The following is a 15,269-nucleotide window of genomic DNA, read 5'->3' as shown; positions in this document are numbered from 1 at the left end:
ACGGGTCCCGCCCCGGCACGGGCCGGTCAGTGGGTGTCGCGGAGTCGGCCTCCGAGCCAGCGTCCCCAGCCCTCCACGAACTCGGTGGTGTCGACGCCGAGCAGTTCGGTGAGCACGTCGTCGAGCTTCTCGTCCGTGGCGGGACCCGCGGCGAGGGCGCGGTACATGGCGACCAGCCTGTCGTGTCCGAACTCGTCGGCGGTGTACGCGGCGATCGACCAGGCGGTCTCGTAGGCGAGCGCCGAGCGTTCGCCGGTGAAATCGCCGTCGGCCGGCAGCGACACCGGTACACCCGACGACCGAACCTGCCGGGTCAGCGTCGGTGCGATCCGCCGGACGTCGAGCTCCTCCGCTGTCGCGCGGTGGCCGACGTAGTCGGCGAAACCCTCGAGAACCCACATCGGTGAACCGTCCACCGTGCCGGCCCGCGCGGCGACGTGCACCGTCTCGTGGGCGAGCACGGTTCTCCGCGAGGTGTCGTCGAGCCGCTCGCTCGCAGCCGGGTTGAAGACGATGCGCTGACCGGTGGCGATCCCGTGCCCGTGATCCACGTCGTCGGAGACCGCGACGGCAGCGATGTCGTCGCCGTCGTGCCGCGGCCCGACGAGGTGCGAGAACTCCTCGCGCGAGGAGGTCACGACGACCAGCGTGCGCCGCGGCCAGGTGTCGCCCCACAGGTCGTCGACGGCCTCCACCACGGACGGCAGGTCGTCGGCGAGGTCGCCCACGAACGACGCGTTGTCCGGGTGCCCGATCACGAGCGAACGTCCGCCCTCGGTCTGTGCGGTCGCGACGTGGAGCGGGCCGTGGTCCCACGGTCCCCGCCAGGTCGCGGTCTCCGCCCCGGCGAGGGCCGGCGCGTCGTCGGCGATCCGCCAGCCGTGCGGCCGGTGGACGAACAGCACGGTCACGGGCCGGCGGGTGGGTACGTCGTCGATGCCGTCCACAGCGAACCGGAGGTGGACGCGGTGGGCCCGGACCTCGTCGGCGCCGAACCGGGCGACGACCTCGGGCGGCAGGGGCAACGCCGAGTCGGGGGCGAGTTCGTACCCGAAGTCGGTGAGAGGAACAGAGGCGATTGCCGCGATCCGCTCCCGCTCGGAGGCGAGGAGCGCCGGGGACGCGGCGTCGATCAACCGGGTGAGGAACGCGTCGTCGCCGGTCCGGACGGCACGGCTCCAGTCGTCCAGCACGACCTGCAGTTCGGCCCGTACCCGGCTGTCGGCGTCGTCGGTGTCCGCCGGGTCGACGGCCAGCAGCAGGCCTGCCGTGACCAGTGCGACGACCAGCCCGGCCAGGCCGAGACGTTCCCACCGGCGGGTACCGGCGGGAGAGGACGATCGCGCGGGCACCGCGTCAGTCTAGGTCGACGTCCGGGCAGCGCCCGGGGCGACCTCGGTAGTCGGCGCCGACGTGGCGGCGAATCAGTACCGGCGGGCGCTGTGGAACGGGAACCGATCGATCGACTGGACCTTCACCGGTACACCGAAGGTCGAGGCATGCACCATGTTGCCGTCGCCGACGTACATGCCCACGTGGGAGGCATCGTCGTAGAAGATGACGAGGTCGCCGGGCTGCAGATTCTCGCGGGAGACGGGGGTGCCGCCCTGCGCCTGGGCCTGACTGGAGCGGGGCAGCGCCTTGCCGACCTGCTTGTACGCCCAGACCATGAGGCCCGAACAGTCGAACTGATCGGGGCCGGTCGCGCCCCAGACGTACGGGGAGCCGATGCGGGACAGGGCCGCCCGGAGGGCGGCGCCGTTGCTGCCGGGGACGAGGTGCTGCAGGATCTTCTCGGCGTCGAGGCCCGGCGGGAACGGAGTGCCGGCGAGTTCGGCCTTCTCCGCGTCGCTCAGCGCTTCGAAAGCGTCGAGAACTCCCTCGATCTGCTGCTCGAGTTCGGCCTGACGCCGCTGGAGTTCGTCGCGGAGCGTCTGGGCCTGCGCGGCGGCGGCATGTGCCTCGTCGGCGGCGTGCTGCGCGGCCACGGCGGCCTCGGCCGCGGCGGCGGTGGCGGTCCGGAACCCTTCGACCTCGCGCGAGGTCTGTTCACCGAGGACGTCGAGCAGCACCATCTGGTCGAGCATCTGCTGAGGCGAGTCGCTCACCATCACGGCGAAGAGCCGGTTGGTGCGCGCGCCGCGGTAGTTGGCCCGCGCGAGCTTGTCGACGGTGGGCTTGAAGCGGGCGATGTCGGCGCGAGCGCCGGCCAGGGCCTCGTCGGCCTGGGCAGCGCGAGTATCGGCCTCCTGCTGCGCCGCGACCTTCGCTTCGAGATCCGCACCTGCGGCGTGCAACGCTTCGGTGGCCTGCTCGCTGCGACGCGACAGATCGGCGAGGTGGTCGAGTCGCGCGGCGGGGGTCTCCCCCGGTGGTTGCGCCGCCGCCGGCGCGAGAGTGAAACCGAGGACCATCATCACGAGGGCCACGACGAGCGCCGGGCGGCGCGCGGCCCGTACTCCCGGCCTGCCCTGCGCTCTCGGCCTGCCCTGCACTCGCACGAGGTGCTTCGTCCTGTCGGAAACCACGAGGGCTCGAATCCTTTCCCGGGCGTCCTTGATCATCCGCAACTGCCGATCGAAGGTCTCGATCAGGTTACGGAATCGCATAGGTTTGTGTCTACCTGCGAGTAGCCATCACGCGCGGCGACTTTGTGTGCAACCGGACGGACATGGCTACGGGCCGCACACGCAGACATCCGAGAAGGGGGGGGGGGGGGGGGGGGGGGCCCCCCCCCCCGCGCCCGGGGGGGGCGGGGGGGGGGGGGCCCGGGCCCCCCCCCCCCCCCCCCCCCCCGCGCGCCCCCCCCCCCCCCGGTACAGGATGCCTTCTCGATTGCCGCCGAGCGGTGGCCGACGGAGGGGATCCCGCCGAGTCCGGCCGGATGGATCATCACCACCGCCCGTCGCCGGGCGATCGACAGGGCACGACGGGAGACGGCACGTTCGGTCAAGCACGCCGAGGCGGATCTGCTCCACCCGGCGTCCGGCGCGGCACTCGACCCCGAGGCGGTCGCCTCTCCCGAGATTCCCGACGACCGGCTCCGGCTGATCTTCACCTGCTGCCATCCGGCGCTCGCGCCGGAGTCACGTGTCGCCCTGACGCTGCGCCTGCTCTGCGGGTTGACCACGGCGCAGATCGCCCGCGCTTTCCTGGTTCCGGAACCGACCATGGGACAACGGATCTCGCGCGCCAAGCGAAAGATCCGCGACGCGCGTATCCCGTTCCGCATACCGTCCCCCGACGATCTACCCGAGCGTCTCGACGCCGTCCGATCCGTGCTCTATCTCGTGTACACGGAAGGCCACACCGCAAGTGGTGGGCCCGAACTCGCCGACGCCGACCTGTGCGCGGAGGCCGTGCGCCTGGGCCGACTGCTGGTCCGGCTCGTTCCGGACGATCCCGAGACCACGGGACTGCTCGCCCTGATGCTGCTCGGTGAGTCCCGACGCACGGCACGGACGGGACCCGACGGCGGGCTCGTGCTGCTCGCCGACCAGGACCGATCGCTGTGGGACCGAACCTTGATCGACGAGGGGCAGGCGCTCGTGCGACGCACCCTGCGCTGGAACAGGCCTGGGCCCTGTCAGATCCAGGCCGCCATCGCGGCCGTGCACGCCGACGCGGCCACGATCGACGACACCGACTGGGCGCAGATCGTCGCGCTCTACGACCTGCTGATGGCCTCGGGTCCCTCGCCGGTCGTCGCGTTGCACCGGGCCGTCGCACTCGCCGAAGTGGACGGTCCCGCTGCGGCTCTCGACATCGTCGACCGCCTCGATCTCGATCGCTATCACGTCTTCCACGCGGCGCGGGCCGATCTGCTGAGACGCCTCGGAAGGACCACCGAGGCGAGCGTCGCGTACGGCATCGCCGCCGCACGGACGGAGAACGCGGTCGAACGTGCACATCTGCTGCGGCGGCGCGACGAGCTCAGCTGACAGACGTCGTGCCGGGCGCGCTCTCGGTCTCGGGCACCGAACGCTGCCACGGCCACCGGCCGTCGATCTCCAGTTGCAGCGACCAGCTCAGGAAGGTGCGGATGAACACGATGACCGCCAGCACGCCCACCGATGTGAAGGTGGGTGTGACGGCGACGGTCTTGATGATGTCGGCGGCGACCAGGAATTCGAGGCCGAGCAGGATCGATCGGCCGAGATTGCGCCGGTACGGTTCGTAGATCTCCGCCTCCGGGGTGCGTCGCCGCGCGGTCGCCGCGAGCCAGGTCGCCGCCAGCGCGCCGATCACCATGACGCCTACTCCGACGACGTCGATGACCGTGCCCACGTGTTCGAGCAGCGACGAAATCTCCATTCGACCAGAACCTTCCGACCGGATCCGACAGACTGCGGCAATCCTTGCAGGACGATCGCCGTCCCGTGCGGCTTTGTCCACAGGACCCTGTCGTATCCACAGAAGCCGGGCCGGACCCCGCGCGAGCCCGCTGCCGGGTAGGCGTGGGGTGCACGATCCGGGGCATGACAGGGGAGGCGACAGGCGTGCTCGCGACCGCGGTTCTCGGGCTGGGCGCGGGAGTGATCGTGCGGATTTCGGCGGGGTTGCTGGCCCGACGTCGACCGCCACCGGGACTGTGCGAGCTGGCCTGCGCGGGAGTCGCACTCGTCGTGGTCGCTGCAACCGCCGGCGCCACGACGATCGGAGTGATGGTGTTCGGATGGTGGTGTGTGTGTCTGAGCACCGTGGATCTGCTCGTGCGGCGTCTGCCGAACGTGCTGACCCTCGGGGGAGCAGGAGCGATCCTCGGCGTCGCCGCCGCGACGGGACAGGGGCGGGCCGCCTTCGCCGGCGCCCTCCTGCTCGCGGCGCCGTTGCTCATCACCCATCTGACGGTGCCGCGGTCACTGGGCGCGGGCGACGTCAAACTCGCCCTCGGGCTCGGCGCGGTCACCGGACTTGCCGGGCCCTCGGCGGTGCTGCTCGGTGCCCTGCTCCCACCCGTCCTCACCGCAGGTGCGGCCCTGTTTCTGCGGTTCCGGGCGGCCGGTCGCGGGGGAGCGAGGGTCGTTCCGCGTGCGCTTCCGCACGGACCGTCGATGTGTGCCGCCGCGGCACTGGCGTCGATCGTGCCGGGTTGACCAGGGGCGGTATGTCGAGGCGGCGGGCGAACATGGAAGGATGGACCTGTGCTGCGCTGGATAACTGCTGGAGAATCCCATGGTCCCGCCCTCGTCGCGATGCTCGAGGGGATGGTCGCCGGAGTCGAGGTGACGTCGAACGACATCTCGGAGCAACTCGCGCGCCGGCGACTGGGCTACGGCCGCGGCGCACGCATGAAGTTCGAGGCCGACAAGGTCACTGTGATCGGCGGTGTCCGGCACGGACGCACCCTGGGCGGCCCCATCGCGATCGAGATCGGCAACACCGAGTGGCCCAAGTGGGAGACCATCATGGCCTCCGACCCGGTCGATCCCGAACTGCTCGCAGGACAGGCGCGCAACGCACCGCTGTCCCGCCCCCGGCCCGGCCACGCCGACTTCGCGGGCATGCTCAAGTACGGCTTCGACGACGCCCGTCCCGTCCTCGAGCGCGCCAGCGCCCGGGAGACCGCAGCACGCGTGGCGGCCGGCACCGTCGCCCGGAACTTCCTGCGCCAGGCATTCGGGGCCGAGGTCGTCTCGCACGTCATCTCCATCGGCGCATCCGATCCCTATGTCGGCCCCGAACCCGGCGCCGATGATCTCGCCGCGATCGACGCGAGCCCCGTGCGCGCCTACGACAAGGCCGCCGAAGAGTCCATGATCGCCGAGATCGAGGCTGCGAAGCGCGACGGCGACACCCTCGGCGGAATCGTCGAGGTCGTGGTGCACGGGCTGCCCGTGGGCCTCGGCTCGTTCGTCAGCGGCGCCGACCGCCTCGACGCGCGACTGGCCGCCGCTCTCATGGGGATCCAGGCCATCAAGGGTGTGGAGGTCGGCGACGGCTTCGAGACCGCGCGCCGACGCGGCAGTGCCGCCCACGACGAGATGAAGCCCGGTCCCGACGGTGTGCTCCGTTCGAGCAACCGTGCCGGTGGCCTCGAAGGCGGCATGACCAACGGTGAGGCCCTGAGGGTGCGCGCGGCGATGAAGCCGATCTCCACGGTGCCGCGTGCCCTGTCGACGGTCGACATGACCACGGGCGACGAGGCAGTCGCGATCCACCAGCGCTCCGACGTGTGCGCGGTGCCCGCGGCGGGTGTCGTCGCCGAGGCGATGGTCGCACTCGTCGTCGCGCAGGCCGCCCTCGAGAAGTTCGGCGGCGACTCGCTCGCCGAGACCGTGAGCAACATCGACCACTACCTGAAGGGCATCGCGGCGCGGCCGCCGCGGTGATCCCATGTCGCCTCGCCTGGTACTCATCGGCCCGCCGGGAGCGGGCAAGTCGACGATCGGTCGTCGGGTCGCGAACGCACTCGACCTGCCGCTGCTCGACACCGACGCCGAGATCGAGCGCGTGACCGGCCGGACGATCCCCGAGATCTTCTCGCAGGACGGCGAACCCGCCTTCCGGGAGATCGAGGAAGAGGTGGTCGCGCGGGCCCTCGACACCCACGACGGGGTGGTGTCCCTCGGTGGGGGGGCGATCCTGTCGGAACGCACCCGTGCGCGACTCGCCGGACAGACCGTCGTCTACCTCGAGATCAGCGTGTCGGAGGGACTGCGCCGCACCGGCGCGGTCGGAGCCGCCGGAACCCGGCCGTTGCTGGCCGGCGGCGACCCGGCCCAGAAGTACCGCGACCTCATGCGTCGTCGCCGTCCGTTGTACCGGCAGGCGGCGACCATCCGGGTGCGCACCGACGGCCGCAGCCCCGGACGGGTCGTCCAGCAGGTGCTTGCCAAACTCGAAGCAGCGGACACCGCTACCAGCCAGACCATCAGCGAGGATCGGAGCCCCACACCGTGACCGAACCGGTACGCATCGACGTCGAGACCGCCCAGCCCTATCCGGTGATCATCGGCCGGGGACTGCTCGGCGACGTCGTCGAAGAACTGTCCGGCACGCGGACCGTCGCGATCTTCCACCAGCCGACGCTCACCGCGACGGCGGAGGCCGTGCGGGAGGCGCTGGCCGAGACCGGCATCGACGCGCACCGCATCGAGATTCCCGACGCCGAGGACGGCAAGGAACTCGCCGTCGCCGGCTTCTGCTGGGAGGTTCTCGGCCGCATCGGGCTGACCCGCTCGGACGCCGTCGTCAGCCTCGGCGGCGGCGCCGCCACCGACCTGGCCGGATTCGTCGCCGCGACGTGGATGCGCGGTGTGCGCGTCTACCACATCCCCACCACCCTGCTGGCGATGGTCGATGCCGCGGTGGGCGGCAAGACCGGCATCAACACCGAGGCGGGGAAGAACCTCGTCGGATCGTTCCACGAACCGTCCGCGGTGTTCGTCGATCTCGCCACCCTCGAGACGGTGCCGCGCAACGAGATCGTGGCCGGTCTGGCCGAGGTCGTCAAGACCGGCTTCATCGCCGATCCGGTCATCCTCGATCTGATCGAGGAGAACCCCGAGGCCGCGCTCGATCCCGCCGGGACGGTGCTGCCCGAGCTGATCCGGCGTTCGGTCGAGGTCAAGGCGAAGGTGGTCGCGGCCGACCTCAAGGAGTCGAGCCTGCGCGAGATCCTCAACTACGGCCACACCCTCGGGCATGCCATCGAGCGTCGCGAGCGATACCGCTGGCGTCACGGCGCCGCCGTGTCGGTGGGCTTGGTGTTCGCAGCCGAACTCGGCCGGCTCGCCGGGCGCCTCGACGACGCCACCGCCGACCGGCACCGCGCGATCCTCGAATCCGTCGGCCTGCCCACGACCTACGATCCCGACGCCTTCGGCGATCTGCTCGAGGGTATGCAGACCGACAAGAAGAACCGTGCCGGCATGCTGCGCTTCGTCGTCCTCGACGGACTCGCGAAGCCCGGCAGGCTCGAAGGACCCGATCCCACCCTGCTCGCGGCGGCCTACTCCGAGGTCGCGCGACAGGGCAAGGCCGACGCGGGAACCGTGCTGCTCTAGCAGTCACCTCGTCGACGAGGGTGGTCTCCACGACGGGTCGCGTCCGGTGAGTCCGATCAGGCGGTCCAGTGGCGACGCGTCGTCGCCCACCCGGACGGCAGGACCGAACAGACCACCCCCGTCGCCGGCGCGTTCCGCCTCGGTGATGCTCTCCGCGAAGGCGGTGCACGCTGCGATCTCGTCGGGCTCGCAGGTGTACGGCTGTCCCGTGGCGACGGCGAGATCCCAGCCGTGGACGACGAGTTCGTCGAGGGCGACGAGTCCGGCGACCGCTGCCGGAAGGTCGAGTCCGCCCGCGCGGGTCGTGCCCTCCCAGGCTGTGGGCTCTTTCCACGCCCGGCCGAGGTCGGCGAGCCGATCGGGTACGAGGCGACGCCAGTCCGGCTGCAGTTCGCTCGTGAGCTGCGGTGGGGTGTCGGTGTACGGCCCGTGGTCCTTGCGCGCTGCCGCCGTGAACGCGAGCGACAGTCCGAGCACATGGTCGACGAGCACCCCGACGGAAGTGTCGGAACACGGCGTCGGTCCTGTCAGCTGCGCGTCGTCGATGCCCGCCAGGATGCGCTCCATACGGCGGGTGGCGGGAGTCAGGTCGAGCATCTCGGTGGTGTCGGTCATGGGAAGCTCCTCGAGGTCGGCTGTAGGTACCGACCGTCACCACCCGGAAAACTGAGCACCCGCCCGCCTGCCGAGGGGCCTACTGCTTCGGATCGACCCTCGGGAACACCTCGGTGGGGGAGTCGTCGGTGCGCCAGGCAGGGTCGGCCTGCGCCGAACCCGCGGGCGCCGCCGCCCCCACACCTGCGGGCGCGTGGTGCTCCCGATGGACCGACCAGTCGTCGTCACGCGCGGCCTTGCGCTCGCTCCGCCGCGCGAAGAACCTGCCCGAGGTGACCGCGGCCATCGCCGGCAGGAACACCAGCAGCACGGTGAACGCGGCACCGGAGGTGATCTCGAAGAACAGGGACGTCACGCCCACCGGCACCGGGGTGACCGTATCGACGAGCCACGTGAGGACTCCACCGACGATGGCGGTGACCGCGCCGGCGGCGAGCCAGCGCATCGTCAGGTCGTCGCCCTCGTCGGGGTCGGGATGCGCGCGGTGGTCGCGGATGCCGTCGAGACCGGCCCAGACGAACGCGGCGATCACCACCACGGCGAAGCCCAGCCAGCGCAGTACCGACCCCTGCAACGGCCACTGGATGAGAGCGGCACCGAGCAGGACGCGCACGACCACGTGGACGAGGGCGAGCCCGAGTCCGCGAAGCAACCAGGGTTTCATGTACCTCAGCGTAACGGGTGGCGAAGCCGACAGTGTGTCCCGTCCCACAGCTGCCGTCGCGGTAGGTTGAGCGATATGTCTGCCGACCACGCTTCCCGTCGCCGAGCGCTGCGTGCGCTGCTCGCCGACCGCGATCTCGACGCGCTGCTGGTGACCGGTCTGACCGATATCCGATATCTCACGGGTTTCACGGGTTCCAACGCGGCGCTGATCGTCTCCACGGTGGACGATGCGGACGAGACCCGCACCGTCGTCTGCACCGACGGCCGCTACGTCACGCAGGTGGAGGAGCAGGTCCCCGATCTGCGCGCCGTGATCGCCCGGTCGTCGGCGGCCCGGCTCATCACCGAGTTCGGAACCGACGCTGCGCGTTGGGGATTCGAGAGCCACTTGGTCACTGTCGACGAGAGGGCTCGGTGGGACGAGCTCGACGTCCCCGTCCGCTTCGTCCCCACTCCGGGACTCGTCGAGCAGCTGCGCGCCGTCAAGGACGAACACGAGATCGGCCTGCTGCGCGACGCGTGCGGCGCGGCCGACCGCGCATTGGCGGATCTCCTCGCGGCGGGCGGGCTGCGCCCGGGGCGTACCGAGAAGGAGGTGGCGCGCGACCTCGAATGGCGCATGTTCGGGCACGGCGCCGACGGGATCTCCTTCGAGACGATCGTCGCCGCAGGTGCGAACTCCGCCGTACCCCACCACCGGCCCACCTCCGCGGTCCTCGTGGAGGGCGATTTCGTCAAACTCGACTTCGGTGCCCGAATCGGGGGTTACCACTCCGACATGACGCGCACCTACGTGCTCGGCCGGGCGGCGGACTGGCAGCGCGACCTGTACGAGCTGGTCCTGCGTGCACAGCAGGCCGGTCGCGAGGCGCTCGCACCCGGTGCCGAATGCTCCGCGGTGGACGCCGCCGCGCGCACGGTGATCGCCGAGGCCGGCTACGGCGAGCTGTTCCTGCACGGGCTCGGCCACGGAGTCGGGCTCGAGATCCACGAAGCGCCCGGGATCGGTGCGGCGGCGACCGGTACACTTGTCGCCGGTGCGGCGGTGACCGTCGAGCCGGGTGTGTACTTCTCGGGGCGCGGAGGCGTGCGGATCGAAGACACGCTCGTGGTGCGGGAGCATACTCCGGAGTTGCTCACGCTCACCGACAAGACATTGACCGTCGTTTGAGGGCGGTTCCTCGACCCTAGGAGACACGAACCAAGTGGCTGATACCAGTGACTTCAAGAACGGCCTCGTTCTGAAAATCGACGGACAGCTCTGGCAGATCATCGAGTTCCAGCACGTCAAGCCGGGCAAGGGCCCTGCCTTCGTGCGTACGAAGCTCAAGAATGTGACGTCGGGCAAGACCGTCGACAAGACCTGGAATGCCGGTGTCAAGGTCGAGACCGCCACCGTCGATCGCCGCGACATGACCTACCTCTACAACGACGGCACCGACTACGTCTTCATGGACGGCGAGACCTACGACCAGATCACCATCTCGCCCGAGCTGCTCGGTACCAGCGCCGACTTCCTCCTCGAGAACATGCCCGTCCAGGTCGCGACGCACGAGGACGTCCCGCTGTTCGTGGAGCTCCCGGTCACGGTCGAGCTCGTCGTCCAGCACACCGATCCCGGCCTGCAGGGCGACCGCTCCACCGGCGGCACCAAGCCCGCGACTCTCGAGACCGGCGCCGAGATCCAGGTCCCGCTGTTCATCAACACCGGCGACAAGCTCAAGGTCGATTCCCGCGACGGCAACTACCTCGGGCGAGTGAATTCCTGAGTGTCCGGTAACCAGAAGAAGCTCGGGGCCCGCCACAAGGCCCGCAAGCGCGCCGTGGATCTGCTCTTCGAGGCGGAGGCCCGCGACGTGCATCCCGTCGACCTCGCCGCCGATCGCGTCGAACTCGCGATCGACGACGATCAGGTCGCACCGGTGCCGGCATACGCGCAGACCATCATCCGCGGTGTCGCCGAGAACCTCGACGAGACCGATCGGGTGATCGCCGACCACCTGCACGAATGGACCCTGGACCGGCTTCCCGCCGTCGACCGCGCGATCCTGCGCATCGCGGTCTGGGAACTCTTCCACGCGACCGACGTGCCGCCCGTGGTGGCGGTCGACGAAGCGGTCGAGCTGGCCAAGCAGCTGTCCACGGACGACTCGCCCGCCTTCGTCAACGGAGTACTCGGGCAGATCGTCGCCGTCGCCGACCAGGTGCGCGCAGCTGCCGCTGCCACCCTCGTCCGGCCGGCGCAGGCGTCGCAGGACCGGGAGTCGGACGAGTCCTGAGTTCGTCACCCTGTCGGGGCGAGCGACGACACGAGGCACCGTGAGTGGGCCCGGCGGGAATGTTCCTGCCGGGCCCACTCCGGCGTCCGGGAGGTCTGTGTTGCGCTTCACCCACCATCCGTGCCGAGGCGGACGTCGACGCTGATAGGCTCGACAACCGTCAGGCATCCTTTAACGATCCGTCCAGTGAGGCGGAGAAGGAGGTCGCTGCATGGCCGTGTCCGAGGACGGGTCCACAGCTTCTACCCCCACCGAGTCTTCCTCCACTCCTGCCGCGTCGTCCGGTACCGCCGTGCCGGCCCGCGAGCTGCTCTCCGCCGCCGACGTCCATCGGACGATCGCCCGGATCGCACATCAGATCATCGAGAAGACCGCGCTCGACACTCCCGACGACGCGCCGCGTGTCGTGCTCCTCGGAATCCCCACCCGCGGGATCACTCTCGCTCAGCGACTCGCCGAGCGCATCGAGGAATTCGCCGGTGTCCGGGTCCCGGTGGGTTCGCTCGACATCACGCTCTATCGCGACGACCTCCGCACGAAGCCGCATCGACCGCTCGAGCGCACCTCGGTGCCCGAGGGTGGGGTCGACAACACCCTCGTCGTGCTCGTCGACGACGTCCTGTTCTCGGGACGCTCCGTCCGTGCCGCGCTCGATGCCCTGCGCGATCTCGGTCGCCCCCGCGCCGTCCAGCTCGCGGTGCTCGTCGACCGCGGCCATCGCGAACTTCCGCTGCGGGCCGATTACGTCGGGAAGAACGTGCCCACCGCACGCACCGAGGATGTCCGCGTACTGCTCACCGAACACGACGGGCGCGACGCCGTCGAGATCTCCGGAGGCAAGGCTCAGTGAAACACCTGCTCACCATCGCGGATCTGACGAAGGACTCCGCGACGGGGCTTCTCGACGAAGCCGAGCGGTTCGAGCAGGCACTGCTCGGGCGTGAGGTGCGCAAGCTTCCCACGCTGCGCGGCCGCACCATCATGACCGTCTTCTACGAGAACTCCACCCGCACCCGTGTGTCCTTCGAGGTCGCCGGCAAGTGGATGAGTGCCGACGTCATCAACGTCTCGGCGTCGAGTTCGTCGGTGAAGAAGGGCGAATCGCTGCGCGACACCGCGCTGACCCTGCACGCCGCCGGCGCCGACGCCCTCGTGGTCCGCCACTCCGCTTCCGGTGCCGCACACCGGATCGCGCAGTGGACCGACGAATCCGGGTCCGGTCCGGCCGTGGTCAACGCCGGCGACGGCACCCACGAACATCCCACACAGGCGCTGCTCGATGCGCTCACCCTGCGTCAGCGCCTCGGATCGATCGAAGGCCGCCGCATCGGCATCGTCGGCGACGTACTGCACAGCCGGGTGGCCCGGTCGAATGCGCTGCTGCTGAGCATGCTCGGCGCCGAGGTCGTTCTCGTCGCGCCCCGCACCCTGCTTCCGGTGGGCGTGGAGACCTGGCCGGTGACGGTCGCCGATTCGCTCGAGGCGGAACTCCCCACCCTCGACGCAGTGATGATGCTGCGGGTGCAGGCCGAGCGGATGAACGGCGGGTTCTTCCCGTCCGCACGCGAGTACTCGATCCGGTACGGGCTCAACGCCACGCGCGCGGCGCTGCTGCCGGACCATGCCGTGATCCTGCATCCGGGTCCGATGCTCCGGGGCATGGAGATCGGTTTCCCGGTCGCAGACGCCCCGCAGAGCGCGGTGCTGCAACAGGTGAGCAACGGTGTCCACGTGCGGATGGCGGTGCTCTTCCGCCTGCTCGTGGGGACGGAAGGGAACCTGTCGTGACCCACACTTCCCGCCCGGGAGATACAGGAACAGGAGACACACAGGTGACGCCGCAGGTGCTCATCCGCAACGTCCGCCTCTACGGCGAGGGCGATCCGGTCGACGTGCTGCTCGGCGACGAGCAGATCCTCGCCGTCGGAACCGACCTCGAGGTCGGCGACGACGCGGAGATCGTCGACGGCACGGGGCAGATCATGCTCCCGGGCTTCGTCGACCTGCATACGCATCTGCGCGAGCCCGGCCGGGAGGACACCGAGACCGTCGACTCCGGCTCGGCCGCCGCGGCGCGCGGCGGGTACACCGCGGTCTTCGCCATGGCCAATACCGATCCGGTCGCCGACTCGGTGGTCGTCACCGATCACGTGTGGCGCCGCGGCCGCGAGGTCGGGCTCGTCGACGTCCACCCCGTCGGTGCCGTCACCGTCGGGCTCGAGGGCAAGCAGCTCGCCGAGATGGGCACGATGGCCGCCGGTGTCGGCGGAGTGCGGATGTTCTCCGACGACGGCAAGTGCGTCTACGATCCGCTGCTCATGCGTCGCGCGCTCGAATACTCCGCCTCGCTCGGGGTGCTCATCGCCCAGCACGCCGAGGAACCGCGTCTGACCGTCGGTGCCGTCGCCCACGAGGGACCGACCGCGGCGCGGCTCGGCCTGGCCGGCTGGCCGCGCGCCGCCGAGGAGTCCATCGTCGCCCGCGACGCGCTGCTCGCCCGCGACGCCGGGGCGCGCGTGCACATCTGCCACGCTTCCACGGCCGGGACGGTCGAACTCGTCCGCTGGGCACGCTCGCAGGGCATCGCGATCAGCGCCGAGGTCACGCCGCACCACCTGCTCCTCGACGACTCGCGTCTCGAGAGCTACGACGGCATCAACCGGGTCAACCCGCCCCTGCGGGAGCGGAGCGACGTCGAGGCACTGCGACGCGGACTGGCCGACGGGACCATCGACTGTGTGGCCACCGACCACGCCCCGCACGCCGAACAGGACAAGTGCTGCGAGTTCTCGCAGGCACGTCCGGGAATGCTCGGACTGGAGACGGCGTTGTCCGTCGTGATCGAGACGATGGTCCGGCCCGGGCTGCTGGACTGGCGCGGCGTCGCGAAGGTGATGAGCGAGCGTCCCGCGCAGATCGTGGGCCTCGACGACCAGGGCCGGCCGCTCGACGTGGGCGAGCCCGCGAACGTCGTGCTCGTCGACCCGGACACCGAGTGGACGGTGCACGGCCCCGACCTCGCGAGCATCTCCCACAACACGCCGTACGAAGACATGACCCTGCCGGGCCGGGTCACCACCACCGTGTTGCGCGGGCGGATCACCGCCCGCGACGGTGAGGTGTTCCCACGCACAGGCGAAAGGTAGGAACCGGCATGGATCGCCTTTTTCTCACCGTCGGTTTCCTCGCGCTGTGGGTCGTGCTCGTCCTGCTGATGTGGAAGGGCTGGAAGGGACGCGCCCGCCGGCAGCAGGACGCCGTCGGCGAATTGCCGACCGTGCCCGCGGAGCTGGGGGAGCGGCTCGTCGAGCCGAGCACGGGCCTGTACGTCGGCAGCACCCTCGCGCCGAGCTGGCAGGACCGCGTCGCGGTCGGCGACCTCGGACACCGCGCGAACGCGGAACTGTCGCGCTACCGATCCGGTGTCCTGCTCGAACGCGACGGTGCATCCCCGATCTGGATCCCGCAGGATTCGATCCGCGCGATCCGCACCGAGCGCGGGCTGGCAGGCAAGGTCATGTCCAAGGACGGGGTGCTGGTCATCCGCTGGGAGCTGCCCTCGGGGACCGAGATCGACACGGGCTTCCGCGGCGACGACAAGTCGATCTACCCGCTCTGGACGAACGGGAACGACGAAAGATCTTGAGACGGTGACGATCACAACGACGATGACGATCACGACGAACAACACGACGATCAC

At 70.2% G+C, this 15,269-nt stretch carries 16 protein-coding genes and 1 pseudogene; 12 read left to right on the top strand and 5 right to left on the bottom strand.

Going from position 1 to position 15,269, the window contains the following annotated elements; translation table 11 throughout:
• Window positions 1–26: 26 nt before the first annotated feature.
• Together PV766_RS06950 and PV766_RS06945 are read right to left on the bottom strand one after the other, a co-directional pair.
• Complete coding sequence (locus PV766_RS06950) at window positions 27–1,352, bottom strand: hypothetical protein (protein ID WP_421096736.1); 1,326 nt, start codon at window positions 1,350–1,352, stop codon at window positions 27–29.
• Between the two features lie 72 nt (window positions 1,353–1,424).
• Window positions 1,425–2,417: an NlpC/P60 family protein gene (locus PV766_RS06945; protein ID WP_421096822.1), complete on the bottom strand. Its 993-nt coding sequence runs from the start codon at window positions 2,415–2,417 to the stop codon at window positions 1,425–1,427.
• Window positions 2,418–2,816: 399 nt separating this feature from the next.
• Here PV766_RS06945 and PV766_RS06940 point away from each other — a divergent pair.
• A pseudogene (locus PV766_RS06940) lies at window positions 2,817–3,941 on the top strand (RNA polymerase sigma factor); the annotation flags it as partial.
• Here the strand turns inward: PV766_RS06940 and PV766_RS06935 are convergent.
• Window positions 3,934–4,314: a DUF1622 domain-containing protein gene (locus tag PV766_RS06935; RefSeq protein ID WP_064064937.1), complete on the bottom strand. Its 381-nt coding sequence runs from the start codon at window positions 4,312–4,314 to the stop codon at window positions 3,934–3,936. The pseudogene PV766_RS06940 and the gene PV766_RS06935 sit on opposite strands and share 8 nt — an antisense overlap.
• A 164-nt stretch (window positions 4,315–4,478) precedes the next feature.
• Between PV766_RS06935 and PV766_RS06930 the strand changes: the two genes are divergently transcribed.
• From PV766_RS06930 to aroB, 4 genes are read left to right on the top strand one after another with little or no spacing between them, the layout of a single operon-like run.
• Entirely contained in the window at window positions 4,479–5,096 is a 618-nt protein-coding gene (locus PV766_RS06930) for a prepilin peptidase (protein ID WP_421096735.1), read from the top strand.
• 48 nt (window positions 5,097–5,144) lie between these two features.
• Window positions 5,145–6,332: a chorismate synthase gene (gene aroC, locus PV766_RS06925; protein ID WP_064064935.1), complete on the top strand. Its 1,188-nt coding sequence runs from the start codon at window positions 5,145–5,147 to the stop codon at window positions 6,330–6,332.
• A 4-nt stretch (window positions 6,333–6,336) separates the two neighbouring features.
• Window positions 6,337–6,903, top strand: a complete 567-nt coding sequence (locus tag PV766_RS06920; protein WP_064064934.1) for a shikimate kinase — start codon at window positions 6,337–6,339, stop codon at window positions 6,901–6,903.
• A complete protein-coding gene (aroB, locus tag PV766_RS06915; protein ID WP_064064933.1) occupies window positions 6,900–8,009 on the top strand; it encodes a 3-dehydroquinate synthase in 1,110 nt (369 codons plus the stop codon). Before PV766_RS06920 ends, aroB begins: the two co-directional genes overlap by 4 nt.
• 3 nt (window positions 8,010–8,012) lie before the next feature.
• Here aroB and PV766_RS06910 read toward each other — a convergent pair whose 3' ends face one another.
• Together PV766_RS06910 and PV766_RS06905 are read right to left on the bottom strand one after the other, a co-directional pair.
• Window positions 8,013–8,624 carry a TIGR03086 family metal-binding protein gene (locus PV766_RS06910; protein ID WP_421096734.1) on the bottom strand — a complete coding sequence of 204 codons (612 nt, stop codon included), beginning with the start codon at window positions 8,622–8,624 and terminating at the stop codon, window positions 8,013–8,015.
• Window positions 8,625–8,703: 79 nt separating this feature from the next.
• On the bottom strand, window positions 8,704–9,288 hold the full coding sequence (locus PV766_RS06905; protein ID WP_064064931.1) for a B-4DMT family transporter: 585 nt from the start codon (window positions 9,286–9,288) through the stop codon (window positions 8,704–8,706).
• 75 nt (window positions 9,289–9,363) lie between these two features.
• Between PV766_RS06905 and PV766_RS06900 the strand changes: the two genes are divergently transcribed.
• The 7 genes from PV766_RS06900 (at window position 9,364) to PV766_RS06870 (ending at window position 15,215) form a co-directional block, all read left to right on the top strand.
• Complete coding sequence (locus PV766_RS06900) at window positions 9,364–10,461, top strand: aminopeptidase P family protein (protein ID WP_129976692.1); 1,098 nt, start codon at window positions 9,364–9,366, stop codon at window positions 10,459–10,461.
• A 34-nt stretch (window positions 10,462–10,495) separates the two neighbouring features.
• On the top strand, window positions 10,496–11,059 hold the full coding sequence (efp, locus tag PV766_RS06895; RefSeq protein ID WP_016934777.1) for an elongation factor P: 564 nt from the start codon (window positions 10,496–10,498) through the stop codon (window positions 11,057–11,059).
• Window positions 11,060–11,569: a transcription antitermination factor NusB gene (gene nusB / locus PV766_RS06890; RefSeq protein WP_016934776.1), complete on the top strand. Its 510-nt coding sequence runs from the start codon at window positions 11,060–11,062 to the stop codon at window positions 11,567–11,569.
• Window positions 11,570–11,780: 211 nt separating this feature from the next.
• A complete protein-coding gene (gene pyrR, locus PV766_RS06885) occupies window positions 11,781–12,419 on the top strand; it encodes a bifunctional pyr operon transcriptional regulator/uracil phosphoribosyltransferase PyrR (protein ID WP_026003434.1) in 639 nt (212 codons plus the stop codon).
• Complete coding sequence (locus PV766_RS06880) at window positions 12,416–13,357, top strand: aspartate carbamoyltransferase catalytic subunit (RefSeq protein ID WP_016934774.1); 942 nt, start codon at window positions 12,416–12,418, stop codon at window positions 13,355–13,357. Before pyrR ends, PV766_RS06880 begins: the two co-directional genes overlap by 4 nt.
• 44 nt (window positions 13,358–13,401) lie before the next feature.
• The gene (locus PV766_RS06875) at window positions 13,402–14,715 is read left to right on the top strand and encodes a dihydroorotase (protein ID WP_064064929.1); all 1,314 of its coding nucleotides are present in this window, start codon (window positions 13,402–13,404) and stop codon (window positions 14,713–14,715) included.
• An 8-nt stretch (window positions 14,716–14,723) separates the two neighbouring features.
• Complete coding sequence (locus PV766_RS06870) at window positions 14,724–15,215, top strand: hypothetical protein (protein ID WP_016935410.1); 492 nt, start codon at window positions 14,724–14,726, stop codon at window positions 15,213–15,215.
• Window positions 15,216–15,269: the final 54 nt, after the last annotated feature.

The sequence above is a fragment of the Rhodococcus sp. As11 genome (genome assembly GCF_048957735.1).
In the GTDB taxonomy this organism is placed as follows: Bacteria; Actinomycetota; Actinomycetes; order Mycobacteriales; family Mycobacteriaceae; genus Rhodococcus; species Rhodococcus gordoniae.
Note: the sequence above shows the minus strand (reverse complement) of the source record. Positions and strands in the feature narration are given on the sequence as shown.

Coding starts and splice junctions, on each gene's coding strand:
- PV766_RS06945 (WP_421096822.1), bottom strand. CDS start 2,417: ATGATGGTCCTCGGTTTCACTCTCGCGCCGGCGGCGGCGCAACCACCG.
- PV766_RS06935 (WP_064064937.1), bottom strand. CDS start 4,314: ATGGAGATTTCGTCGCTGCTCGAACACGTGGGCACGGTCATCGACGTC.
- PV766_RS06930 (WP_421096735.1), top strand. CDS start 4,479: ATGACAGGGGAGGCGACAGGCGTGCTCGCGACCGCGGTTCTCGGGCTG.
- PV766_RS06920 (WP_064064934.1), top strand. CDS start 6,337: ATGTCGCCTCGCCTGGTACTCATCGGCCCGCCGGGAGCGGGCAAGTCG.
- PV766_RS06910 (WP_421096734.1), bottom strand. CDS start 8,624: ATGACCGACACCACCGAGATGCTCGACCTGACTCCCGCCACCCGCCGT.
- PV766_RS06905 (WP_064064931.1), bottom strand. CDS start 9,288: ATGAAACCCTGGTTGCTTCGCGGACTCGGGCTCGCCCTCGTCCACGTG.
- PV766_RS06900 (WP_129976692.1), top strand. CDS start 9,364: ATGTCTGCCGACCACGCTTCCCGTCGCCGAGCGCTGCGTGCGCTGCTC.
- pyrR (WP_026003434.1), top strand. CDS start 11,781: ATGGCCGTGTCCGAGGACGGGTCCACAGCTTCTACCCCCACCGAGTCT.
- PV766_RS06870 (WP_016935410.1), top strand. CDS start 14,724: ATGGATCGCCTTTTTCTCACCGTCGGTTTCCTCGCGCTGTGGGTCGTG.